Below are 23666 nucleotides of genomic sequence, written 5' to 3' on the forward strand. Positions count from 1 at the left end.
CGGACCGCCCCGTCAGGCCGTCGTCGCGCGCGGGGCCGGGGTGCGGGCGGTCAGGGTGACCCCGACGGCGACCGTGGCCGCCGCGACGAGCCCGGCCGCGAGGACCGCCCAGTGGCCCGCGAACGAGCACATCAGGATCGCGAACGACGCCACCGGGAGCACCAGTTGCTGCGCGATGCCGATCTTGAAGTAGCGGGCGTGCAGCAGCCACACCGACAGCAGGAAGATCGCGGACGGGATCGTCACGGCGGCGGAGGCGGCGAGCGTGGAGATGTGGGCCTCGTCCACGGCCTGCTCGACGGCGATCTCCAGGCCCGCCCCGACGGCGGCGGCCGACGCGAAGATCACATAGTGGCCGTAGCCCCACAGGAAGCCCTGCCGGCTGGAGGTCAGCCGGTCGTGGGCGGGCACGACGAAGTAGATCCACCAGGCGGCGAAGACCAGCAGCAGACCGCCCGCGGCGATCGGGAGCACCTCGCCGAGGGCGTCGTTCTCGGCGATGCCCGTCTTCACGGCGACGGTCGCGGCGGCGACGGTCTCACCCAGCACGATGATGGTGAACAGGCCGTACCGCTCGGCGATGTGGTGCGGGTGCCAGGCGCTGGGGGCGTCCTTCTCCGCGTACACCGGCACGGCCATCTCGGCGAGTGCCATGACCAGGAAGACCCACGGCCGGGCCGGCTCGGGCGCGAGGAGCAGCGCGAGCCAGCCGACCTGCACGGCGAGGACCCCGCCCGCATACCGGCGGCACATCGTCCGCTCGGCCGCGTCCCGCGCGTGGTGGGCGGCGCGCAGCCACTGCGAGGCCAGGGCGAGCCGCATCACGAGGTAGCCGAGGTAGACGACGAGGAAGTCGTGCTCCGCGAAGGCGCGCGAGACGCCGGCGGCGAGGATGAGCACACCGGCGATCTGCACAAGGGTGACGACTCTGTAGAGAACGTCATCATTGTCGTACGCCGAGGCGAACCAGGAAAAATTCATCCAGGCCCACCAGATCGCGAAAAAGATCATCGCGTAGTTGAGGATGCCCTCGCCCGCGTGGCCCTCGGCGACCGCGTGCACGAGCTCGGCGCCCGCCTGGGCGACGGCCACCACGAAACACAGGTCGAAGAAGAGCTCCAGGGGCGTGGCGGCCCGGTGCGACTCCTCGCGGGAGCGGGCGGTCAGGGGCAGGAACGGTTGTGTCATGCGCCCCAGCACAGCAGAGCGGGCGGCGGGCCCGCTCGCGTGCCACGCCCGGTGACTTGCCCGCCCGCGCACAGGTCGGCCACGACCCCCGCCACGAGAGGGAGGTCGGCGAGCGGCTCCGTCACCGCCCAGGCGTCCGGGACACCGGCCAGGGACCTAGGCCCGCTCCACCGGTGACCATCGGCACTCACACACCCCTGACGGGCGGGCGCAGCCTGGAAGAGCAAGGAAGCCCCGAAACGTCAGGGAAGCGCCATGAGTTCCGTAGTCCAGGACAGCAGAACGGCCGGCCGGTCACCCGCCTCGTACGACACGGAGCAGTACCGTCCCGGCAAGCCGATCACCGACTGGGAGCCGGAGAACGAGCTCTTCTGGAAGGCCATCGGCAAGAGGGTCGCCGCCCGCAACCTGTGGATCGCGGTGCCGGCGCTGCTCGTGGCGTTCGTCGTCTGGCAGGTGTGGTCGGTCACCGCGACCGACCTGAAGGACGTCGGCTTCGGCTTCTCGACCTCCCAGCTGTTCTGGCTGACGGCCATCCCCGGCCTGACCGGCGGCACGGCCCGGATCTTCTACACCTTCCTCGGCCCGATGGTCGGCCAGCGCCGCTTCACCGCGCTGTCGACGGCCGTCCTCGTCGTCCCGCTGATCTGGCTCGGCATCGCCATCCAGGACCCGACGACCCCGTACGGCGTGATGGTCGCCATCGCGGCCCTCTGCGGCATCGGCGGCGCGAACTTCGCCTCCTCCCTCGCCAACATCGGCTTCTTCTTCCCGAAGGCGAAGAAGGGCAGCGCCACCGGCATCAACGGCGGTCTGGGAAACCTCGGCGTCTCCGTCGTGCAGCTCCTTACCCCGATCGTCATCACGTGGTCGACGATCGCGATCGGCTCGGCCCAGCACAAGGCGGACGGCGCCCCGGTCTTCCTGCAGAACGCCGCGTTCCTCTGGGTCCCGGTGCTGCTGGTCCTCGCCGCGATCGCATGGTTCGGGCAGAACGACCTGAAGGTCGCCTCGACCCCGTTCAAGCAGCAGAAGATCATCTTCAAGCGCAAGCACAACTGGCTGATGACCTGGCTGTACGTCGGCACCTTCGGCTCCTTCATCGGCTTCGCCGCCGCCCTGCCGATGCTGATCAAGACCACGTTCCCCGACTACTCGGTCGCCACCTACGCCTGGATGGGCCCCGCCGTCGGCGCCCTGGCCCGCTGGGGCGGCGGCTGGATCGCCGACAAGTGGGGCGGCGCCCGGGTCACGATCCTCTCCTTCGTGGGCATGGCCGCCTCGATCGTCGGAGTGATCACCTTCCTGCCCTCGGGCAGTGACAGCGGCTCCTTCCACGGCTTCTTCCTCTGCTTCCTCGCCGCGTTCTTCTTCTCCGGAATCGGCAACGGCTCCACCTTCCGCCAGATCCCGGTCATCTTCCGCGGCACCCACCTCAAGGGCCTCGACGAAGGCACCCCGGAACACGCCAGGGCCCTGAAGCAGGCGGAGATGGAGTCCGGCGCCGTCACCGGTTTCACCTCGGCCGTCGCCGCCTACGGCTTCTTCTTCATCCCGGCCCTGTTCGGCTCGGTCGCCGTGACCAGCGCGATGTGGGGATTCGTCGCCTTCTACATCAGCTGCATGGCCGTGACCTGGTGGTTCTACGCCCGCAAGAACGCCGAGGCGCCCAGCTGACCGGCCCCCGTCCCCAGAGAGAAGGGCCCCGCTGCGGCGGGGCCCTTCCGCATGCCCGGGACGGGACCTAGGGCCCCGAAGGGTGACCGATGCCGCCCGAAACGACCGATCGGAAGGAGTGCAATGAAAGGGAGCGACGACGCGATCGAACGATGCGAAGAAGGCGGTGCCGGCAGTGACTGCGACCCCTGCTGAGGCGACGGTGAACGAGCGGGCCTGGCAGGGCTTCAAGGGCGGACTCCGGCGCGACGCCATCGACGTCCGCGACTTCATCCAGCGGAACTACACGCCGTCCGAAGGCGACGACTCCACAAGCTCGCCGAAGCGAAATGGCAGGCACTCGCCATGCCGTTCACCCTGCACGACACGACCCCCCCGACCCCCGAGCAGGTCACCGCGGCCCGTGAGGTGTTCCGGGCCCACGGGCTGAACGCCGTCTGAGCGACGCGTCACCCCTATAGCGGGCAAAACGGGACTGAATAGGGCATGCGGCTTTACCGTGACCGCGTGACCGAGCCACCGCAGACAGCCGAGCCCACCCCCGTACCCGGCCCCGCCCCGGGCCCCGCGCCCGGCCCCGCGGCGGCCGACGGCACCACACCCCAGACCCCCGCCGCCGTGCGCCGCCGCGCCGCCCTCACCGGAGCCGCGGTCTCCGCCCTGCTGATCCTCGCGATCGTCCTCGGCAGCCGCCTGCTCCGCGACTTCGACTCGGCCCTCCTGCCGTACGCCGTCGCCACCGTCTTCCTCGCCTTCGGCGTCGCCTACCGCTACACCGTCTGGATCTCCGCCCCCGGCGCCCGCCGCCTCTTCCGGCAGGGCTGGCGATCCTTCTTCTCCGCCGCCAACTTCCGCACGGCACCCACCGCCCTGCCGAAGATGATCGCCACCTACCTCGGCTTCCAGAAATTCCTCGGCGCCCGCTCCCACGCCCGCTGGGCCGCCCACCAGCTCATCTTCTGGGGCTGCCTGCTCGCCGCCGCGATCACCTTCCCCCTCACCTGGGGCTGGTTCACCTTCACCTCCGACAGCGGCTCAGGACCCGGCTACGAGATGCGGATCTGGGGCTTCAAGATCATCGGCTTCGACGCCCTCAACGCCGTCGGCTGGCTCATGTTCCACGGCCTCGACATCGCCGCCGTCCTCGTCATCGCCGGCGCCTCCTACTTCCTCTGGCGCCGCATGAAGGACCGGGGCGCCATCACCGGCCAGCGCTTCGCCTACGACCTCGTCCCGCTCATCGCCCTCATCGTCATCTCCGTGACCGGGCTCCTGCTGACCTTCTCGTCCATCTTCCTGCACGGCGGCGGCTACGAATTCCTCGCCATCCTCCACATGGTCACCGTCGTCTTCACCCTCATCTACATCCCCTTCGGGAAGTTCTTCCACATCGTCCAGCGCCCCGCCGCCGTCGGCATGCAGCTCTTCAAATACACCGCCCGCCGCAAGGACGACGACGAGATCCTCACCTGCCGCCGCTGCCACGAGCCCATCGACACCGCCCCCTACGTGGAGAACCTCCAGGGCACCATGCGCGACCTCGACCTCGGCTTCGACACATGGACCGAGTACTGCCCCCGCTGCAAGCGCGTCCTCCGCGGCACCGCCTACCTCGACCACGTGAAGAAGGGCTTCAATTGACCGCGACCGACCCCGCGACCCCCGGCCGGCCGGTGCCGCTCGACCCCTCCCTCGCCCCGCCCGGCACCCGCAACTTCCGCGACGCCGGAGGCATCCCCGCCGACCGCTGGCACGCCGACCAGAACGGCGAGACCCTCGTCCCCACCCACTGCTGCTTCTGCGGCGTCCAGTGCGGCATGTACCTCCGCGTCGACCGCCACGGCAAGGTCTTCGGCGTCGAACCCCGCAACCACGACATCAACCGCATGCGGCTCTGCCCCAAGGGCATCAACGCCTACCAGCAGGTCAACCACCCCGACCGGCTCACCGCCCCCCTCATGCGCCGCAACCGCGACGAGGAGTTCCGCGAGGTCAGCTGGGACGAGGCCCTCGACCACACCGTCGCCGAGATCCGCCGCATCCAGGCCGAGTACGGCAACGACGCCTTCGGACTCCTCGGCGGCGCCAGCCTCTACTCCGAGAAGACCTACCTCGTCGGAAAATTCGCCCGCGTCGCCCTCAGAACCCGCCACGTCGACTACAACGGCCGCCTCTGCATGGTCTCCGCCGCCGGAGCCAACAAACTCGCCTTCGGCATCGACCGCGCCGGCAACCCCTTCTCCGACATCCTCCTCACCGACTGCCTCCTCATCGCCGGCTCCAACGTCGGCGAATGCTTCCCCGTCATGACCCAGTACCTGTGGGGAGCACGCGACCGCGGCGCCTCCCTCATCGTCGTCGACCCCCGCGAAACCGCGATCGCGCGCACCGCCGACGTCCACGTCGCCATCAGACCCGGCACCGACTCGGCCTTCTTCAACGCCGTCCTCCACGTCGTCGTCGCCGAAGGCCTCACCGACGAGGCCTACCTCGCCGCCCACACCACCGGCTGGGACGAGGTCAAGCGCACCGTCGCCGACCACCCACCCGCCCGCTCGGCCGAGATCTGCGGCGTACCCGAGCAGCAGATCGTCCAGGTCGCCCGCATGTTCGCCGGCGCCGACAAGGCCATGGCCTGGCACGCACGCGGCGTCGAACACCACTCCCAGGGCGTCGAGAACTGCCTCTCCATCATCAACCTCTGCGCCGCCACCGGAAACATCGGAAAGCCCGGCGCCGGCTACGGCACCATCACCGGCCAGGGCAACGGCCAGGGCGGCCGCGAACACGGCCAGAAGTCCGACCTCCTTCCCGGCGGCCGCTCCATCACCAACCCCGAGCACCGCCGGCAGATCTGCGAGATCTGGGGCATCGACGAGACCGAACTCCCACCCGCCGGCACCTCCATGATGGAAATGGTCTGGCAGATGCAGCGCCAGGAGATCCGAGGCCTCGTCGGCATCTGCAACAACCCCTTCGTCTCCCTCCCGAACTACGCCACCGTCAAGGACGGCTACGACACCCTCGAATTCCACGCCCAGTTCGACTTCTTCCTCTCCGAGACCGCAGCCAACGCACACGTGGTCTTCCCCGTCACCGTCTGGGCCGAGGACGAAGGCGTCATGGCGAACGCCGAGGCCCGCGTCGTCAAACACAACAAGGCCCAGGAACCACCCGCCGGCGTCCGCACCGACACCTGGGTCATCTGCGAACTCGCCAAGCGCCTCGGCGCCGGCGACAAATTCGCCTTCCCCGACTCCCGCTCCGTCTTCGAAGAACTCCGCATCGCCTCCGCCGGAACCGTCAACGACTACTACGGCATCACCTACGAACGCCTGGAGGAGACCGGCGGCATCGCCTGGCCCTGCCCCAGCACCGACCACCCCGGCACCCCCCGCCTCTTCGAGAACGGCCGCACCTACCACCCCGACGGCAAGATCCACATGCAGGTCGTCGAATGGCACCCGCCCATGGACCCGTACAGCGAGGAGTACCCCCTCTCGCTCACCACCGGCCGCACCGTCGCCCACTTCCTCTCCGGCAACCAGACCCGCCGCCTCGGCGCCCTCGTCGAGCAGACCCCCCGCCCCTGGGTCGAGGTCCACCCCTCGCACGGCTTCCGCAACGGCGAACCCGTCCGCGTCGTCACCCGCCGCGGCAGCGAGGTCTTCCCCGCACTCGTCACCGAGGCCATCCGCCCCGACACCGTCTTCGTGCCGTACCACTGGCCCGTCCCCACCGCCGCGAACGCCCTCACCATCGACGCCCTCGACCCGCGCTCCAAGATCCCCGAGTACAAGGTGTGCGCCGCCCGCATCGAAGCCGCCGAACGCATCGACGAGGTCCCCGCCCCACCCACCGCCCCCGGACACCAGGCCTACCCGGAGACCCAGGTCTCCCGCACCGACCCGCTGCCCCCCACCTCCCCCCAGGGCCGCGGCACCGCGGAGAGGAGCTGACCCGCACATGATGGGCCGCACGATCTTCATCGACCCGGGCCGCTGCATCGGCTGCCAGGCCTGCGTCTCCGCCTGCCGCGAATGCGACTCCCACCGCGGCAAGTCGATGATCCACCTCGACTACCCCGACGAAGGCCACTCCGTTGCCTCCCTCCCCACCGTCTGCATGCACTGCGAGGACCCCGTCGCCCCCTGCGCCGAGGTCTGCCCCGCCGACGCGATCCTCGTCACCGCCGACGGCGTCGTGCAGCAGGCCGACACCACCCGCTGCATCGGCTGCGCCAACTGCGTCAACGCCTGCCCCTTCGGCGTCCCCAAGATCGACCTCCAGGCGAAGCTCCAGATGAAGTGCAACCTCTGCTACGACCGCACCGCCTACGGCCTCGCCCCGATGTGCGCCACCGTCTGCCCCACCGGCGCCCTCTTCTACGGAACCCTCGACGAGCTCCGCGCCGAACGCCCCGGCGTCCAGGTCGCCGACTCCTTCACCTTCGGCAGCACCACCGTCTCCACCGGCGTCGCGATGGTCGTCCCCGCCGACAAGGTCCAGTGGCCGGTGCCCGGCGGCCTCCCCGTCGTCGAGATCAATGGAAGGGACGTGAGCGAAGCGAACTCGAACAAGGGTGGCGGCGGGCGACGGGAGGGGGTCCGTTGAGCGTCACCGACCCGCAGCCGCCCGCACCGGACGCCCGCACCGACGCGGCCCAGGAAGCGCTCCACGACCGGATCGCCGCCGACTCCCTCACCACCCGCCGCGACTACCTGCGGATCGTCGCCACCGTCTCCGGAGGCCTCGCCGTCGGCGGCATCGGCGTCGCCTCCGGCATCCTGCACCGGCACGGCGACTCCGACGGCAGCCCCGAGATCATGAAGATCGCCGACCGGATCGAGCCGGGGGAGTCGCTCGCCTTCCGCTACCCCGGCGACGAGGACCGGGCGATCGCCGTCCGCATGGACGACGGCACCCTCGCCGGCTACTCCGCCGTCTGCACCCACCTCGCCTGCGCGGTCCTGTGGCGCAAGGAGAGGGGCAGCGAGGGCGAGCTGTACTGCCCCTGCCACGAAGGAATCTTCGACGCCCGTACGGGAGAGGTCACCGCCGGCCCGCCGCCCCGCGGACTGCCGAAGGTGATCCTGATCGAACAGGCCGACGGCAGCGTCTGGGCCGTCGGCACCGCCCGCTCCGGCGAGAGCCTCCAGGAGGGCTACTGCCGCCAGCGCGGCCAGGGCAGCCCCCTCTGCGCCCGACTGGAGGGCACGGCCACGGAGACCGGCGGCGGGACCGAGAGGAGCGAGCGGACGTGACCGACACACCGTTCCCGAAGGACCCGGAGAGCCCAGGGGGGCCTCCCCCCTCCCCCTCCGCCCCCCTCCCTCCCCGCCCCGCGTACACCCCGGGCAGCGCTCAGCCCCGGTTGAACCGGCCCGTGCATGAGCGCTATCCGCAGATCCGGCCCACCAGCGGTTACGGCGATCCGCGGATCCGGCACACCGGACCGGGGCCCGGTGCGGGCACGGAGCAGGAGCCGGAGCGCTCGTCGAAGCTGTCGGCGCGCCTGACGCTGGCGCTGACGGTGGTCATCGGCCAGCTGTGGGGCCTGACGATCGTGGTGGACGAGTGGATGACGGGTGACACCGGCACCGCGTGGTGGGGCGCGGGCTTCCTCGTCCTGTCGTTCCTCGTGGTGCTGGGGCTCTGGCTGATCGATCCGAAGGATCGCTGATCAGAGGGGTACGGGGCGGGTGAGCGGGCGTACTCTGAAGAGATGAGCACCGCCCCCGCCCACGGACCGCGAGACGCGAAGCGGCCCGGCACATCTTCCAGCCCCGAGAACAGTCCGAAGCCGGCACTCGTCTTCGACGATCCGCTGGACCAGCAATCCGCGGACGACACGGACCGCGGGTGGGGCGAGCGGCCTCCGGCCGGCGGCAGCGCCGCCGACCTCGCGCGCTTCCTCGACGAGAAGCCGCCGCACCACCTCTGAGACCGGCGTGGTCCGCCGGTCAGGAGGTGGGGTGCGTCCCCGTGCCACCACCGGAGCCGGAGCCCGTGCCCGTGCCCGTGCCGGAACCCGTGCCCGTCGCCGGGCCGCGCTGGGCGACGAGGTGGTCGCGGATCTCCTTGAGCACCTCCAGCTCGCTGATCTCCATGACCTCCTCGACGCCCTCCTTCGCCTTCTCGTGCGCGGCCCGCTTGGCGAGGATCTTCGCCATCGGCAGGACCATGAGGAAGTAGACGACGGCCGCGGTGATCAGGAAGCTCAGTACGGCGCTGAGGACCAGGCCCCACTGGATCTGGATGCCCTGCACCTCGCCGTTGACCACGGCGCAGCTGTCCTTGATGCAGGACGAGTAGCTCTCCAGGTCCTTGGTGCCGAAGGCGCCGACGACCGGGTTGATGATGCCCTTGACCACCGAGTTCACGATGTTGGTGAACGCGGCACCGATGACGACCGCGACCGCCAGGTCGATCACGTTGCCGCGCATCAGGAAGGCCTTGAAGCCTCCGAGCAGGGATTCCTTCTTCTCGGCCACCGAGGTGCCTTTCGTCGCGTGTGCTGCTGTGTGCGCAGCCATTAGGCCGTGAACGGCGCAGAGCCGTCCAATCCGTACACACGGGACGGTGACTTGACAGTGAGTCAGTGCGAATCAGCACACCGTCACCGCCAGTTGGGATGTGACTCCGGCGCCTGCCAGCGCTGCCGCCGTCGGCCGTGGCACGGAGAGGACGACGAGTGCCCCTCCGTCCGAACGAGTCTCGCCCGGCCGTGGGACTTCGGCCACTCGGGCGCCGGTGGCGACGACCCGGGCATCATCCTCCCCGCCCAGTGGCGAGTTGGGTGCGGCGATCACGTCGACCCGGTCGCCGGGCCGCAGCAGCCGTACGGTCGCGGCGTCGGCGATCCGTACGGGCGCGGAGACCAGGGGTGCGGGTGCGGGTGGTCGCGCGCGGGTGGCGGTCGTCGGGGGCGGCGCGGCCGGGGCCGGGTTCGTGTGCGCGACGGCCAGTGCGCCGGCCGTCAGGGCCAGGAGCAGTGCCGGTGCGCGCCGCCCGCGCCGGAGGGCCCTCCGCAGCCGGTGCCGGGCGCCGCGCACCCGTAGGGGCTCGAAGGGCGGCACCGTACACGGCGCGGGGACGGAGGAAGGGGACGAGGGGGAGAGGGAGGGGGACGGGGAGGGGGACGGGGAGGGGGACGGGGAGGGGTGAGTGGTCGTCATGCGGGGGTGCCGCCTGTCCGGTCGGGAGGGGGAGGAGCTGAACGCCTCCCACTCTCCTCGCCCCGCCGGCACCCCGTTCCGGCCTGGGGACGGCTCTGCGGCTGTGGACAACTTCCCCACCCCGGGGGGTGGTTTACGGGAGTTCGATCCCCAGGTCCCAGCCGTCGTGTGCGTGGGTGCAGAGGCAGTCGCGGTCGACCGTCGTGGGCAGGGCCGCCACGGCGTCGAAGAGCACGTCGCGCAGCCGGCCCACGTTCTCGCCGAAGACCCGCAGTACTTCGGTGTGGGAGACGCCCTCGCCGGTCTCGGCGCCCGCGTCGAGGTCGGTGACGAGGGCGAGGGAGGTGTAGCAGAGGCCCAGCTCGCGGGCGAGGACGGCTTCGGGGTGTCCGGTCATGCCGACGACGGACCAGCCTGCGGCGGCGTGCCAGCGTGATTCGGCGCGGGTGGAGAAGCGGGGTCCTTCGACGACGACCATGGTGCCGCCGTCGACGGGTTCCCAGTCGCGTCCCCGGGCGGCCTTGATCGCGGCTCGCCGTCCGTCGGGGCAGTAGGGGTCGGCGAAGGTCACGTGGACGACGTTCGGCACGGTTCCGTCGGCCCGGGGTTCCCCGTCGAAGTAGGTCTGGGCGCGGCTCTTCGTGCGGTCGACGAGCTGGTCGGGGACGACGAGGGTGCCGGGGCCGTGGTCCTCGCGCAGTCCGCCGACGGCGCAGGGCCCGAGGATCTGCCGTACGCCCAGGGAGCGCAGTGCCCAGAGGTTGGCGCGGTAGTTGATCCGGTGCGGCGGGAGGGTGTGGCCGCGGCCGTGCCGGGGGAGGAAGGCGACCTGTCGGCCGGCGATCTCGCCGAGGAAGAGGGAGTCGCTGGGGCTGCCGTACGGGGTGTCGACGGACACCTCGGTGACGTCCTCCAGGAACGAGTAGAAGCCGGAGCCGCCGATCACGCCGATGTCCGCGTACACGTCATGGTTCGCCATGCCGGTCACCCTACGCACGCCGTGGGGAAACGCCGAGGGCCCCGTCGCGGACGGCGACGGGGCCCTGGGAAGGACGTGCGGTCAGGCGGCCGAGCTTCCGGTGCTCGACGAGGACGTCGAGGAGGAGGAAGCGGACGTGGACGCGGTCGACGCGGCGGGCTTGGAGTCCGTGGACGAGGACGTCGTGGACGTCGTGGTCGTGGACTTCGACGAGGCCGGCGAGCTGCTGGACGACGAGCCGCGGCTGTCGTTCCGGTAGAAGCCGGAGCCCTTGAAGACGATGCCGACGGCCGAGAACACCTTCTTCAGGCGTCCGTTGCAGCTGGGGCACTCGGTCAGGGCGTCATCGGTGAACTTCTGCACCGCCTCGAGGCCTTCGCCGCACTCGGTGCACTGGTACTGGTAGGTCGGCACTTGACTTCCTCCTGGCACTCACACTCATCGAGTGCTAACGACGATCCATACTGACGTATTCCGTGGGATCAGTCCACCGTCACCGGCACGCGGTGACCGATGCCACGTGCCGCGACCCGGCTCGCCTCGTGCGGCTTCAGCCGCGAGCGGAGGGCGAGGAGCGTGGTCAGGGCGAGGGCGGTGCCCGCCATCGGCACCAGGAATCCGGTGCTCGCGCCGTGTGCGTCGGCGAGGCGGCCGGCGACGGTGACGGCGGCGGCCTGGCCGAGCGCGACGGCGCCGGTGAGCCAGGTGAAGGCCTCGGTGCGGGCGGAGGCCGGGATCAGGGTCTCGACGATGGTGTAGCCGGTGATCAGGGCGGGGGCGATGCACAGGCCGACGACCAGGCCGAGGGCGGCGAGGAGCAGCACGGAGTGCGTGGTCCACAGCAGGGAGGCGGCGATGGTGAGGCCCGCGTAGCCCATGATCAGGCGGCGGCGGGGGCCGGTCTTCCAGGCGACGGCGCCCATGGCGATGCCGGCGAGCATGTTGCCGGCGGCGAAGATGCCGTAGAGGAGGCCGTTGGCGCCGGGGTTGCCGATCTCCTCGGTGAAGGCGGTGAGGGAGACCTGCATGCCGCCGAAGACGGTGCCGATGCCGAGGAAGGCGACGACGAGGACGCGGACGCCGGGGACGGACAGGGCGGAGCGGCGGGGCTCGCCGCCGAGGTGGCCGGCCGCGGCGGACAGGCCGTGGGCGGGCTGGGTGGCGCGCTGTGCGGCGAAGAACAGGCCGCCGACGAGGGTGAGGGCGGCCTCGGCGATCAGGCCGGCGGCCGGGTGGACGCCGGTGCACAGGGCGGTGGCGAGGACGGGGCCGACGACGAAGGTGAATTCGTCGGTGACGGATTCGAAGGCGGCGGCCGTCGGCATCAGCGGGGTGCCGTCGAGCTTGGCGGCCCAGCGGGCCCGGACCATCGGCCCGACCTGGGGCACGGAGGCGCCGGCGGGCACGGCGGCCAGGAACAGCGCCCAGAGCGGGGCGCCGGTCAGGGCGAGGACGACGAGCAGGGAGACGGAGGCGGTGTGGACGAGGACGCCGGGGACGAGGACGGCGCGCTGGCCGAAGCGGTCGGCGAGCTTGCCGCTCTGGGGGGCGAAGAGCGCCATGGAGACGCCGGTGACGGCGGCGACGGAGCCGGCGCTGCCGAAGGAGCCGGTGGTGTGCTGGACGAGCAGGACGATGCCGATGGTCAGCATCGCGAAGGGCTGCCGTGCGGCGAAGCCGGGGAGCAGGAAGGACAGCGCGCCGGGGGTGCGCAGCAGCTGCCCGTAGCCGGGCCGCTTGTCCGAGATGACCGTGGACGCCACGGTCCTGGCCTTTCTGCCGCCTGGTAGCGCGCCCCGGCACGGTGGTGCGGGTGTCGCCGAGAGCTGTCCTCATGCGCGTTACTGCGGTAGATACCGGGCCGGCCCCACTGCGGAGGGGCGCCACGGCCGCCATACGGTCGCGCCAGCTCTGCGTCAGGCAGAGTTGGTTCGATCAGGTGTGCCTTCATGGTACAGGGAAGAGCGTCTTCCCGCCTGGGAAAACGCTCCCGCACCTGAATTAATGCCTGCGATTAACCGGATGTCTTCCTGGGTCCACCATGGCCCGGCCTCTGTCCGCCGCTGCCCGGCAGGTGGAAGCGTCCGGTGGCGGCGGGTGGTGAGGCCGCGGTCGCGCCCCCGGTCCCGAGCCAGCCGGCGAGCTTTCCGCCCTGTCCGACGGCCCGCAGTCGCCGTTCGGTGGCGTCCCGTACGGGGTCGGTGGCGACGACGAGGAGTTCGTCGCCGGTCCGCAGGACGGTCGCGGGTCCCGGGACGAAGCTGGCGTCCTCGCGTACGACGAGGGTGACCGCGGCTCCGGCCGGGAGGCGCAGCTCGGCGACCTCGACGCCGTGCATCCGGGAGCGCTCCGGGATGGCGACGGAGAGCAGGTGTCCGCGCAGTCTTTCGAGGGGGGCGGATTCGACGCCGAGGTCGGCGGCCTCGGTGGAGTCGCGCAGCTTGAGGGCCTTGGCCAGATAGGGGAGCGTCGGGCCCTGGACGAGGGTGTAGACGACGACGAGGACGAAGACGATGTTGAAGATCCGCTCGCTGCCCTCGATCTTCGACACCATCGGGATGGTGGCGAGGATGATGGGGACGGCTCCGCGCAGGCCGGCCCAGGACATCAGGGCCTTCTCCTGCCAGGGGATCCGGAAGGGCAGCAGGCTGACCAGGACTTCCGTGGGGCGTGCGACGACCGTCAGGACGAGGCCGATGACGACGGCGGGCCAGAAGTCGTGGACGAGCTCGTGCGGGGTGACGAGCAGGCCGAGCAGGACGAACATGCCGATCTGGGCGATCCAGCCGAGTCCTTCCGCGAAGCCGCGGTTGGCGGGCGCGTGGGGCAGCTTGGCGTTGCCGAGGACCATCGAGGCGAGGTAGACGGCGAGGAAGCCGGAGCCGTGGGCCATGGCGCCGGCGGCGTACGCGACGACGGCGATGGCCATGACGGCGATCGGGTAGAGGCCGGAGGCGGGCAGGGCGACGTGCCGCAGGCCGTAGGCGCCGACGAAGCCGACGGCGAGGCCGACGGCGGCGCCGATGGCGAGTTCGAGGGCGATCTCTCCGACGAGGACGTACCAGTGGTCGATCGGTCCGGCGGTGGAGAAGGCGACGACGAGGATGACGACGGGGGCGTCGTTGAAGCCGGACTCGGCCTCCAGGACGCCGGTGACCCGTGAGGGGAGGGGCACCTTGCGCAGGACGGAGAAGACCGCGGCGGCGTCGGTGGAGGAGACGACGGCGCCGATGATCAGGGCCTGCCGCCAGTCGAGACCGACGAGGTAGTGGGCGCCGGCGGCGGTGATGCCGACGCTGACGGCGACGCCGACGGTGGAGAGGACGACCGCGGCGGGCAGCGCCGGTTTGATCTCCTTCCACTTCGTGCCGAGACCGCCCTCGGCGAGGATCACGACGAGGGCTGCGTAGCCGATGACCTGCGTGAGTTCCGCGTTGTCGAAAGCGACGTTGCCGATGCCGTCCTGTCCGATCGCGACGCCGATGCCCAGGTAGAGCAGGAGGCTGGGGAGCCCGCTGCGGGAGGAGATCCGCACGGCCGCGACGGCCACGAGCAGGACGAGCGAGCAGATGAGCAGGAGTTCGTTGAGCTGGTGGACAGTCAGTGGCCGTTCCTTCCCCTCACGTGCGGCTGGATCGTTCCTCCAGCGGCCGGTACTTCGTTACCTTACCTAATCTTTAACGCTTTCTTGACGCGTCCTTTGCCTCTCCTCGCTCACCAGTACGGTTCTCTTCCTGACACCGCGTCCGGGCCGTCCGGACGCTGCGCCTAAGGTTGCTCCCGTACTCCAGGACCACCCTGCCCCTCGAAGGACAGCGATGCCCTCCAACACGACCGCGCCCCCCGGCAAGAAGACCGCCAAGAAGAAAGGGCGGCGTGCCCGCCTGCTCCTCCTCGTCCTGGTCCTCGCACTGGTCGCGGGCATGGGCTTCGGCGGGTACTGGGGTGTCAGCACCGTCCGGGCCTCGTTCCCGCAGACGACCGGCGAGATCCGCCTCGACAGGCTCTCCGCCGACGTCGACGTGAAGCGGGACGCGAACGGCGTCCCGCAGATCTACGCCGACAACGAGACGGACCTCTTCCGCGCCCAGGGCTACGTCCAGGCGCAGGACCGGTTCTACGAGATGGACGTCCGGCGGCACGTCACCGCGGGCCGGCTCTCCGAGATGTTCGGCGCGAGCCAGGTCGACACCGACGCCTTCCTGCGCACCCTCGGCTGGCGCCGGGTCGCGCAGGAGGAGTACGACAAGGTCCTGTCGCCGGAGACGAAGAAGTACCTCCAGGCGTACGCGGAGGGCGTCAACGCCTACCTGAAGGACCGCGCGCCGAAGGAGATCTCCGTCGAGTACGCGGCCCTCGGCCTCACCAACGACTACACGATCGAGCCGTGGACCCCGGTCGACTCGGTGGCCTGGCTCAAGGCGATGGCCTGGGACCTGCGCGGCAACATGCAGGACGAGATCGACCGCTCGCTGATGACGAGCCGGCTCAGCGCCCGGCAGATCAAGCAGCTGTACCCCGAGTACCCCTACGCGCTCCACCAGCCGATCCTGGACGGCGGCGCGGTCGACGAGTCCACCGGGAAGTTCGACCCGAAGGCCGAGGCGACCGAGGGCGACGGGACGACCACCGGGGACACCCCCGGCACGGGCCCGGGCGGCGCGAGCGGCGGAGTGTCCTCCCAGCTCGGCGCGCTCTCCGAGGTCCTCGACACCGTCCCCGCGCTGCTCGGCCCCAACGGCAACGGCATCGGCTCGAACTCCTGGGTCGTCGCCGGCAAGTACACGACCTCCGGCAATCCGCTGCTCGCCAACGACCCGCACCTCGCGCCCCAGCTGCCGTCCCTCTGGTACCAGATGGGCCTGCACTGCCGCTCGGTCTCGGCCACCTGCCGCTACGACGTCGCCGGCTACACCTTCTCCGGCATGCCCGGCGTGATCATCGGCCACAACGACAAGATCGCCTGGGGCCTCACCAACCTCGGCGCCGACGTGACCGACCTCTACCTGGAGAAGATCGGCCCCGACGGCTACCTCGTCGACGGCAAGGTCAAGCCCTTCACCGTCCGCGAGGAGATCATCAAGGTCGCCGGCGGCACCGACCGCAAGATCACCGTCCGCTCCACCGAGCGGGGCCCGCTCGTCTCCGACCGCTCCTCCGAGCTGGAGAAGGTCGGCCAGAAGGCCCCCGTCGGCAACGCCGCCCCCGACCGCGGCACCGGCTACGGCGTCTCCCTCCAGTGGACCGCCCTCCAGCCGGGCAAGTCGATGGACGCGATCTTCGCGCTCGACCGCGCCAAGGACTTCACCACCTTCCGGGCCGCCGCGAAGAACTTCGAGGTCCCGTCCCAGAACCTGATCTACGCCGACACCGACGGCCACATCGGCTACCAGTCGCCCGGCAAGATCCCCCAGCGCTCCAAGGGCGACGGCACCCTGCCCGCGCCCGGCTGGGACTCCTCGTACCGGTGGAAGGGATACATCCCCTTCGAGAAGCTGCCCTACGAGTACGACCCCGACCGCGGCTACATCGTCACCGCCAACCAGGCCGTGATCGACCAGAAGACCTACCCGGACCTGCTCACCAAGGACTGGGGCTACGGCTCGCGCAGCCAGCGGATCAACGACCTCATCGAGTCGAAGATCAAGGACGGCGGCAAGATCTCGCCGGACGACATGCGGACCATGCAGACCGACAACCGCAGCGAGATCGCGACCCTGCTCAACCCGCTCCTGCTGAAGATCGACATCTCCGACCCGTACGTCCGCGAGGCGCAGAAGCTCCTGGAGGGCTGGGACTACACCCAGGAGCCCGACTCGGCCGCCGCCGCCTACTTCAACGCGGTCTGGCGCAACGTCCTCAAGCTCGCCTTCGGGAACAAGCTGCCCAAGGAGCTGCGCGCCGAGGGCGACTGCATCAACGTCCGCCCGGCCGACGCCACCGGACCGGTCGACGAGCAGAACAGGCTCGTCCGCGAGTGCGGCCAGCGCGACCCCGACTCGGCGCAGCCGGACGGCGGCGACCGCTGGTACGAGGTGGTCCGCCCGCTCCTCAAGCAGGAGAAGAACGAGTGGTGGAAGACCCCGGGCAGCCGCACCGACGCGGCCACCGAGACCCGTGACCAGCTGCTCGCCCAGGCCATGAAGGACGCCCGCTGGGAGCTGACCGCCAAGCTCGGCAAGGACGTCTCCACCTGGAGCTGGGGCCGGCTGCACCAGCTGACCCTGAAGAACCAGACCCTCGGCACCGCGGGCCCGGGCCTCGTGCAGCAGCTCCTCAACCGCGGCCCGTGGAACCTGGGCGGCGGCGAGGCCGCCGTCGACGCCACCGGCTGGAACGCGGCCGGCGGCTACGAGGTCATCTGGGTCCCGTCGATGCGGATGGTCGTCAACGTCGGGGAATGGGACAAGTCCCGGTGGGTCAACCTGACCGGCGCCTCCGGTCACGCCTTCCACTCGAACTACACCGACCAGACGGACGCCTGGGCGAAGGGCGAGCTGTACGACTGGGCCTACGGCAAGGCGGCGGTCGACGCGGCGGCGAAGGACACGCTCACGCTCAAGCCCTGATCAGGGGCGGAAGCGGGTGACCCCCTCCGGGGTCACCACCGCGTGCACGGGGTGGTCGTGCGGTTCCTCCGGGACCCGGGCGACCACCTCGTCCGCGTAGAGGAGCACCACCAGGGCCGGATCCACGCCCGCGCGTGCGAGCCGGGCGAGCACCCGGTCGTACGAGCCGCCGCCCCGCCCCAGCCGCATCCCGCGCCCGTCGACGGCGAGGCCCGGCAGCAGCACGGTGTCGGCGGCGCACACGGCCTCGGGACCGAGGCGGGGGCCGGTCGGTTCGAGCAGGCCCCGGCCGGCCTTCGCGAGCGCCTCCCGCCCCTCGTACGCCGCCCAGTCCAGGTCGTTGTCGGGCAGCAGGACGGGCAGCAGGACCCGCACCCCGCGCGCGTGGAGGGCGTCGAGCAACGCGCGCGTGCCCGGCTCACGGCCCACCGACACATAGGCGGCGACCGTGGCGGCCCCGGCGAGTTCGGCCAGTTCCATCCCCCGCCGGGCGAGAGATTCGGCCGTCTCCCCGAGGGATTCGGGGGTCAGCGCGGCACGGGCGGCCAGAAGTCGGCTGCGCAGCAGGGTCTTTTCGGACATCTCAGGTGTCATGACGGCCTCATGTGCATGTACGAAAGTCTCGTAACTGTCTTTATGTGAAGGAAGTTAACCGAAGCCACATCTTCCTCTCATTCCGAACGGCTAAGGTGCTCCGCATGAATCAGTCGTTCCCCAGGCTCGGCCGGATCAGCAAGGCTGTCATCCCCGCCGCCGGTCTCGGTACACGCTTCCTCCCGGCGACCAAGGCGACGCCGAAGGAGATGCTGCCGGTCGTCGACAAGCCGGCCATCCAGTACGTCGTCGAGGAGGCCGTCGCCGCGGGCCTCTCCGACGTCCTGATGATCACAGGCCGGAACAAGCGGCCCCTGGAGGACCACTTCGACCGGAACTACGAGCTGGAGGAGGCCCTGATCCGGAAGGGCGACGACGAACGCCTCTCCAAGGTCCAGGAACCCAGCGACCTGGCCACCATGCACTACGTCCGCCAGGGCGCCCCGCGCGGCCTCGGCCACGCCGTGCTCTGCGCCGCCCCGCACGTCGGCGACCAGCCCTTCGCGGTCCTCCTCGGCGACGACCTGATCGACCCGAGGGACCCGCTGCTCGCGCGGATGGTCGACGTCCAGGAAAGGGAGGGCGGCAGCGTCATCGCCCTCATGGAGGTCGAACCCTCGCAGATCCACCTCTACGGCTGCGCGGCGGTCGAGCCGACCGCCGACTCGGACGTCGTGAAGGTGACGGACCTGGTCGAGAAGCCGGACCCGGGCGAGGCGCCCAGCAACTACGCGATCATCGGCCGCTACGTCCTGGATCCGGCGGTCTTCGACACGCTGCGGGAGACCGAGCCGGGCCGCGGCGGGGAGATCCAGCTGACCGACGCCCTGCAGAAGCTCGCCTCGGACGAGAAGATCGGCGGACCGGTGCACGGAGTCGTCTTCAAGGGACGCCGCTATGACACCGGTGACCGCGGGGACTATCTGCGTGCCATTGTCAGACTCGCGTGCGAACGTGAAGATCTGGGACCGGACTTCCGGGCCTGGCTCCGGAGATACGTCAGCGAGGAGATGTAGCACTTTGAGCAGCAGTGCGGCACACGGCCACGAGCACGACCACGCGGCAGGCGCGCCGGACCCCTGCGCGGGCCCGGCCCGCGGTCTGTGGTCCGTCGACGAGCACCTCGCCGACATCCTCGCGACGGTCTCCCCGCTCGAACCGATCGAGCTGCAACTCCTCGACGCCCAGGGCTGCGTCCTCGTCGAGGACGTGACGGTGCCGGCCGCGCTGCCGCCCTTCGACAACAGCTCCATGGACGGGTACGCGGTCCGGGTCGCGGATGTCGCCGGTGCCACCGAGGAGTTCCCCGCCGTCCTCACCGTCGTCGGCGACGTCGCCGCGGGCGCCGGCGGCCTGCCCGAGGTCGGCCCCGGCGAGGCCGCCCGGATCATGACCGGCGCCCCGCTGCCGCCCGGCGCCGAGGCCGTCGTCCCCGTCGAATGGACCGACGGCGGTACGGGCGGGGGCGCGGCCACCGGCATGACCGCCGCCAGCGCCGCCCCCGAGGGCGCCGCGGGAGAGGTCCGGGTCCACCGGTCCGCCGAGGCCGGCGCCCACGTCCGCAGGGCGGGCAGCGACGTGAAGGCCGGGGAGCTCGCCCTCGCGGCGGGCACGGTCCTCGGTCCGCCGCAGATCGGTCTGCTCGCCGCGATCGGCCGGGGCACCGTGAAGGTCCGTCCCCGCCCCCGGGTGGTCGTCCTCTCCACCGGCAGCGAGCTCGTCCAGCCCGGCGAGCCGCTGGGCGAGGGCCAGATCCACGACTCCAACAGCTTCGCGCTCGCCGCCGCCGCGCGGGACGCCGGCGCCCTGGCCTACCGGGTGGGGGCCGTCGCCGACGACGCGGAGTCGCTGCGCGGCACCATCGAGGACCAGCTGATCCGGGCCGACCTGATCGTGACCACCGGCGGGGTGAGCGTCGGCGCGTACGACGTGGTGAAGGAGGCGCTGACCGCCGACGGGCAGGTCGACTTCCGCAAGCTGGCCATGCAGCCGGGCAAGCCGCAGGGCTTCGGCGCGGTCGGCGCCGAGCAGATCCCGCTGCTCGCCCTGCCGGGGAACCCGGTCTCCTCGTACGTCTCCTTCGAGCTGTTCGTGCGCCCCGCGATCCGCGCGCTGATGGGCGTCGAGGACCTGCACCGGCCCACGGTGCGGGCGGTCCTCGCCGCCGACAAGGCCCTGTCGTCCCCGGAGGGCCGCCGCCAGTTCCTGCGCGGTACGTACGACAAGGAGGCGGGCACCGTCACACCTGTGGGCGGTGCCGGCTCCCACCTGATCGCGGCCCTCGCCCACGCGGACTGCCTGCTCGTGGTCCCGGAGGAAACGGAATCCGTGGAGCCGGGCGCGGAGCTGGACGTGGTCCTCCTCGGCTGAGGGGGCGACGCTGGAGGTACGGTGTCGTCCTTCACACAGCGACCGGGAGTGTCACGGCCATGAGCACGCAGCAAGGTCTCACCCACATCGACGAGGCGGGCGCGGCCCGGATGGTCGACGTATCGGCGAAGGACGTCACGTCCCGCACCGCCCGTGCCAGCGGGCGGGTGCTCGTCTCGCCGCGCGTGATCGAGCTGCTGCGCGGCGAGGGCGTCCCGAAGGGTGACGCGCTCGCCACCGCGCGGATCGCCGGGATCATGGGGGCCAAGAAGACCCCGGACCTCATCCCGCTCTGCCACCCGCTGGCCGTCTCGGGCGTCACCCTGGACCTGGCGGTCACCGACGAGGCCGTCGAGATCCTGGCCACGGTGAGGACGACGGACCGCACGGGCGTCGAGATGGAGGCCCTCACGGCGGTCTCGGTGGCGGCGCTGACCGTCGTCGACATGATCAAGGCGGTCGACAAGGGCGCGGTCATCTCCGACGTACGGGTGGAGGAGAAGACGGGCGGCAAGTCGGGCCACTGGACGAGGGCCGAGGCGTGACGCGCGCGGGCCGGGTGTCCGGAGCGCACGAGCACGCGGCGCACGGGCACGGGGAGGTCCCGGAGGCGGCGTACCGCGCGCTGGTCGTCACCGCCTCCAACCGGGCGTCGGCCGGGGTCTACGAGGACAAGGGCGGTCCGCTGATCGCCGAAGGCCTGACCGGGATGCGTTTCGCCGTGGACGGCCCGCGGGTCGTCCCGGACGGGGCGCCGGTCGAGGCGGCCCTGCGCGACGGGGTCGCCGCCGGGTACGACGTGATCGTCACCACCGGCGGTACGGGCATCTCGCCCACCGACGAGACCCCCGAGGCGACCCGCCGGGTCCTGGAGCGGGAGATCCCCGGCATCCCGGAGGCGATCCGCGCGTACGGCCGCGCGAAGGTCCCGACGGCGGCGCTCTCGCGCGGTCTGGCCGGGGTCGCGGGCTCCACGCTGATCGTGAACCTGCCGGGGTCCCCGGGCGGGGTGCGCGACGGGCTCGCCGTCCTGGAGCCGCTCCTGCGCCACGCCGTCGACCAGATCCGCGGCGGCGACCACCCGAGAGCGTCGTGATCCCGTCCTGGCCGGTGGTCCTCGTCGACGGCGAGGTGGTGCTCCGACCCATAAGGATGCGCGACCAGGCGGCCTGGCGCGAGGTGAACCGGCGCAACCGCGAGTGGCTGCGGCCCTGGGAGGCGACGGTTCCGCCGGCGCCCCCCGGTGGTCCGGTCGCGCATCGTCCGACGTACCGTCAGATGGTGCGCCATCTGCGGTCGGAGGCGAACGCCGGCCGGATGCTGCCCTTCGTGATCGAGTACCGGGGGCGGCTCGTCGGCCAGTTGACGGTGGCCGGGATCACCTGGGGCTCGATGTGCTCGGGGCACGTCGGGTACTGGGTGGACAGTGAGGTGGCCGGGCGCGGGGTGATGCCGACGGCGGTCGCGCTCGCGGTCGACCACTGCTTCCGGGTGGTCGGGCTGCACCGCATGGAGGTGTGCATCCGCCCGGAGAACGGGCCGTCGCGCCGGGTGGTGGAGAAGCTCGGTTTCCGCGAGGAGGGTCTGCGGCCCCGCTATCTCCACATCGACGGCGCGTGGCGGGACCATCTGGTGTTCGCGCTGACGGCCGAGGAGGTTCCGGAGGGTCTGCTGAGGCGCTGGCATCACGCGAGAATGCAATAAGTGTTCGAATTTAATCGCCAGTTGGCGGTCAATCGATCTGAACAATCACAAAAAAGTTCAGTGATATCAGCCAGATCGTGCGACACACCGGGCCAATTGGCCGATGCGTGTTACAGAACCCCTCTACCGTGTGAGGCGTGAGCAGCAGCGGCCTCATCTACGCAGTCATCGTCGGGGCCTGGGCCGCCTACTTGGTGCCGATGTGGCTCCGCAGGCAGGACGAGCTGAACGAAGCCCGTCCGACGGAACGCTTCAGCACCGCCATCCGGCTGCTTTCCGGACGGGCGGGCATGGAGCGCCGGTACGCCAAGGAGCTGAAGGAGCGGGACCGTACGGCGGAGGGACCGACGCCCGACGTGGACCCGGACGCGGAGACCGAGCATCTGAGCTCGGTCGACGTCCGGGCCTTCTCCGCGCCCGCGGCCAGGACGGAGGCGCGCCTGGAACTCCCGGAGCCCGATCCGGAACCGGCGCCGAACCCTGCCCCGGCCCGCCCGGCCCCGGGCGCCGCGGCCGAGCGCGCCCGCCGCGGCAAGGTCCTCGCGCGGCGCCGCCGGACCACGACGCTCCTCTTCGCCGGCTTCACCCTCGGCGCGGTCGTCGCGGCCGTCGGCGGCATCGCCTTCCTGTGGGCCCCGGCGGTCCCCGCGCTGCTCCTCAGCGCGTACATCGTGCATCTGCGGACCCAGGAGCGGCGCCGCTTCGTGTACGTGATGGACCGGCGCCGGGCCGAAGCGGCCGCCGCCCGTCTGCGCGAGAGCCGGCGCCCGGTGCCGACGCCGGAGCCGGAGGCGGACTCGGCCCCGGTGGCGCCGGCGGTCTCCCCGCAGGAGGCGGACCGGCGCGCCCTGGTCGAGCAGACCGACCACGCGGAGTGGGTGGACCAGCAGCGCGAGCGCGGCCCGGCCCGCGGCGACAGCTGGGACCCGGTCCCGGTGCCGCTCCCCACGTACGTCACCGCCCCGGTCGCCCCGCGCGCCACGAGCGGCATCGACATCACGGACCCGGAGACCTGGAGCGCGGCCCGCTCCTCGACGGCGGCCGATCCGGCCCCCGCCCCCTCGCCGGCGCCCGGCCGGCGCGCCACCCCGCCGCGCCGCGGCCGTGACCACGGCCGCACCCCGCTCTTCGACCAGTACGCGGACGACGACCGCCCCCGGGCGGCGAACGAGTGACCCCGGCCGGGGGTCCGCGACGGCCCCCGGCTGACCTGCGCGGGAAGCGATTTTTGTTCTTCCCGATCGGGATGCTAATGTTTCACACGTCGCAAGGGCCTGTGGCGCAGTCTGGTAGCGCACCTCGTTCGCATCGAGGGGGTCTGGGGTTCAAATCCCCACAGGTCCACAGACGACTGTTCTTGAGTTAGCTCAGGAATGGTGACGAGATCCCGTCCGATCGCAAGATCGG

The 23666-nt window shown here is 71.1% G+C and carries 22 protein-coding genes and 1 tRNA gene; 15 read left to right on the forward strand and 8 right to left on the reverse strand.

Going from position 1 to position 23666, the window contains the following annotated elements:
* Positions 1–12: 12 nt before the first annotated feature.
* Positions 13–1188: a low temperature requirement protein A gene (locus IE237_RS36055; protein WP_189806394.1), complete on the reverse strand. Its 1176-nt coding sequence runs from the start codon at positions 1186–1188 to the stop codon at positions 13–15.
* A 255-nt stretch (positions 1189–1443) separates the two neighbouring features.
* On the opposite strand from IE237_RS36055, the gene IE237_RS36060 reads away from it, so the two are divergent.
* The 7 genes from IE237_RS36060 to IE237_RS36090 all read left to right on the forward strand — a co-directional run bounded on the left by IE237_RS36060 (position 1444) and on the right by IE237_RS36090 (position 8809).
* The gene (locus IE237_RS36060) at positions 1444–2865 is read left to right on the forward strand and encodes an MFS transporter (protein WP_229843885.1); all 1422 of its coding nucleotides are present in this window, start codon (positions 1444–1446) and stop codon (positions 2863–2865) included.
* 507 nt (positions 2866–3372) lie between these two features.
* Positions 3373–4506 (forward strand): MFS transporter, encoded by a 1134-nt coding sequence (locus tag IE237_RS36065; protein WP_189806395.1) that lies wholly within the window; start codon positions 3373–3375, stop codon positions 4504–4506.
* Positions 4503–6824, forward strand: coding sequence for a molybdopterin oxidoreductase family protein (locus tag IE237_RS36070; protein ID WP_189806396.1), 2322 nt, complete (start codon positions 4503–4505; stop codon positions 6822–6824). Before IE237_RS36065 ends, IE237_RS36070 begins: the two co-directional genes overlap by 4 nt.
* A 7-nt stretch (positions 6825–6831) precedes the next feature.
* Entirely contained in the window at positions 6832–7479 is a 648-nt protein-coding gene (locus tag IE237_RS36075) for a 4Fe-4S dicluster domain-containing protein (protein ID WP_189806397.1), read from the forward strand.
* Complete coding sequence (locus tag IE237_RS36080; protein ID WP_189806398.1) at positions 7476–8129, forward strand: QcrA and Rieske domain-containing protein; 654 nt, start codon at positions 7476–7478, stop codon at positions 8127–8129. The genes IE237_RS36075 and IE237_RS36080 overlap by 4 nt, the downstream gene beginning before the upstream one ends.
* Entirely contained in the window at positions 8126–8548 is a 423-nt protein-coding gene (locus tag IE237_RS36085) for a hypothetical protein (RefSeq protein ID WP_189806399.1), read from the forward strand. The genes IE237_RS36080 and IE237_RS36085 overlap by 4 nt, the downstream gene beginning before the upstream one ends.
* 42 nt (positions 8549–8590) lie before the next feature.
* Positions 8591–8809: a hypothetical protein gene (locus IE237_RS36090; protein ID WP_189806400.1), complete on the forward strand. Its 219-nt coding sequence runs from the start codon at positions 8591–8593 to the stop codon at positions 8807–8809.
* 19 nt (positions 8810–8828) lie between these two features.
* Here the strand turns inward: IE237_RS36090 and mscL are convergent, their stop codons facing one another.
* From mscL to IE237_RS36120, 6 genes are all read right to left on the reverse strand, one after another.
* On the reverse strand, positions 8829–9359 hold the full coding sequence (mscL, locus tag IE237_RS36095) for a large conductance mechanosensitive channel protein MscL (protein WP_229843886.1): 531 nt from the start codon (positions 9357–9359) through the stop codon (positions 8829–8831).
* Positions 9360–9473: 114 nt separating this feature from the next.
* Complete coding sequence (locus IE237_RS36100) at positions 9474–10043, reverse strand: CpaB family protein (RefSeq protein WP_189806402.1); 570 nt, start codon at positions 10041–10043, stop codon at positions 9474–9476.
* Between the two features lie 133 nt (positions 10044–10176).
* Positions 10177–11022, reverse strand: a complete 846-nt coding sequence (locus IE237_RS36105) for an S-methyl-5'-thioadenosine phosphorylase (protein WP_189806403.1) — start codon at positions 11020–11022, stop codon at positions 10177–10179.
* 81 nt (positions 11023–11103) lie between these two features.
* Positions 11104–11436, reverse strand: coding sequence for an FmdB family zinc ribbon protein (locus IE237_RS36110; protein ID WP_189806404.1), 333 nt, complete (start codon positions 11434–11436; stop codon positions 11104–11106).
* A 68-nt stretch (positions 11437–11504) separates the two neighbouring features.
* Positions 11505–12785 carry an MFS transporter gene (locus IE237_RS36115; protein WP_189806405.1) on the reverse strand — a complete coding sequence of 427 codons (1281 nt, stop codon included), beginning with the start codon at positions 12783–12785 and terminating at the stop codon, positions 11505–11507.
* Between the two features lie 251 nt (positions 12786–13036).
* Positions 13037–14626 (reverse strand): potassium/proton antiporter, encoded by a 1590-nt coding sequence (locus tag IE237_RS36120; RefSeq protein WP_189806425.1) that lies wholly within the window; start codon positions 14624–14626, stop codon positions 13037–13039.
* 214 nt (positions 14627–14840) lie between these two features.
* On the opposite strand from IE237_RS36120, the gene IE237_RS36125 reads away from it, so the two are divergent.
* Positions 14841–17591: a penicillin acylase family protein gene (locus tag IE237_RS36125; protein ID WP_189806406.1), complete on the forward strand. Its 2751-nt coding sequence runs from the start codon at positions 14841–14843 to the stop codon at positions 17589–17591.
* Here the strand turns inward: IE237_RS36125 and IE237_RS36130 are convergent, their stop codons facing one another.
* Positions 17592–18185, reverse strand: coding sequence for a 5-formyltetrahydrofolate cyclo-ligase (locus tag IE237_RS36130; RefSeq protein WP_189806407.1), 594 nt, complete (start codon positions 18183–18185; stop codon positions 17592–17594). It lies immediately after the preceding gene.
* A gap of 104 nt (positions 18186–18289) precedes the next feature.
* Here IE237_RS36130 and galU point away from each other — a divergent pair, with 104 nt between their 5' ends.
* From galU to IE237_RS36165, 7 genes are all read left to right on the forward strand, one after another.
* Positions 18290–19201: a UTP--glucose-1-phosphate uridylyltransferase GalU gene (galU, locus tag IE237_RS36135; protein ID WP_189806408.1), complete on the forward strand. Its 912-nt coding sequence runs from the start codon at positions 18290–18292 to the stop codon at positions 19199–19201.
* A gap of 4 nt (positions 19202–19205) precedes the next feature.
* A complete protein-coding gene (gene glp, locus IE237_RS36140) occupies positions 19206–20555 on the forward strand; it encodes a molybdotransferase-like divisome protein Glp (protein WP_370468341.1) in 1350 nt (449 codons plus the stop codon).
* A gap of 59 nt (positions 20556–20614) precedes the next feature.
* On the forward strand, positions 20615–21100 hold the full coding sequence (gene moaC, locus IE237_RS36145; protein ID WP_189806409.1) for a cyclic pyranopterin monophosphate synthase MoaC: 486 nt from the start codon (positions 20615–20617) through the stop codon (positions 21098–21100).
* A gap of 14 nt (positions 21101–21114) precedes the next feature.
* Complete coding sequence (locus IE237_RS36150; protein WP_229843888.1) at positions 21115–21651, forward strand: MogA/MoaB family molybdenum cofactor biosynthesis protein; 537 nt, start codon at positions 21115–21117, stop codon at positions 21649–21651.
* Between the two features lie 14 nt (positions 21652–21665).
* The gene (locus tag IE237_RS36155) at positions 21666–22259 is read left to right on the forward strand and encodes a GNAT family N-acetyltransferase (protein ID WP_189806427.1); all 594 of its coding nucleotides are present in this window, start codon (positions 21666–21668) and stop codon (positions 22257–22259) included.
* A gap of 137 nt (positions 22260–22396) precedes the next feature.
* Entirely contained in the window at positions 22397–23434 is a 1038-nt protein-coding gene (gene sepX / locus IE237_RS36160) for a divisome protein SepX/GlpR (protein WP_189806411.1), read from the forward strand.
* A 95-nt stretch (positions 23435–23529) separates the two neighbouring features.
* Positions 23530–23603: transfer RNA gene (locus tag IE237_RS36165), tRNA-Ala, on the forward strand.
* Positions 23604–23666 lie beyond the last annotated feature (63 nt).

Source organism: Streptomyces tanashiensis, from assembly GCF_014648895.1.
GTDB classification, from domain to species: domain Bacteria; phylum Actinomycetota; class Actinomycetes; order Streptomycetales; family Streptomycetaceae; genus Streptomyces; species Streptomyces tanashiensis.

What these genes read in the sequence shown, in the direction of transcription:
- IE237_RS36060 (WP_229843885.1), top strand. Translation starts at nt 1,444, where the DNA reads ATGAGTTCCGTAGTCCAGGACAGCAGAACGGCCGGCCGGTCACCCGCC.
- IE237_RS36100 (WP_189806402.1), bottom strand. Translation starts at nt 10,043, where the DNA reads ATGACGACCACTCACCCCTCCCCGTCCCCCTCCCCGTCCCCCTCCCCG.
- moaC (WP_189806409.1), top strand. Translation starts at nt 20,615, where the DNA reads ATGAGCACGCAGCAAGGTCTCACCCACATCGACGAGGCGGGCGCGGCC.
- IE237_RS36055 (WP_189806394.1), bottom strand. Translation starts at nt 1,188, where the DNA reads ATGACACAACCGTTCCTGCCCCTGACCGCCCGCTCCCGCGAGGAGTCG.
- IE237_RS36090 (WP_189806400.1), top strand. Translation starts at nt 8,591, where the DNA reads ATGAGCACCGCCCCCGCCCACGGACCGCGAGACGCGAAGCGGCCCGGC.
- galU (WP_189806408.1), top strand. Translation starts at nt 18,290, where the DNA reads ATGAATCAGTCGTTCCCCAGGCTCGGCCGGATCAGCAAGGCTGTCATC.
- IE237_RS36130 (WP_189806407.1), bottom strand. Translation starts at nt 18,185, where the DNA reads ATGACACCTGAGATGTCCGAAAAGACCCTGCTGCGCAGCCGACTTCTG.
- IE237_RS36105 (WP_189806403.1), bottom strand. Translation starts at nt 11,022, where the DNA reads ATGGCGAACCATGACGTGTACGCGGACATCGGCGTGATCGGCGGCTCC.
- IE237_RS36125 (WP_189806406.1), top strand. Translation starts at nt 14,841, where the DNA reads ATGCCCTCCAACACGACCGCGCCCCCCGGCAAGAAGACCGCCAAGAAG.
- IE237_RS36075 (WP_189806397.1), top strand. Translation starts at nt 6,832, where the DNA reads ATGATGGGCCGCACGATCTTCATCGACCCGGGCCGCTGCATCGGCTGC.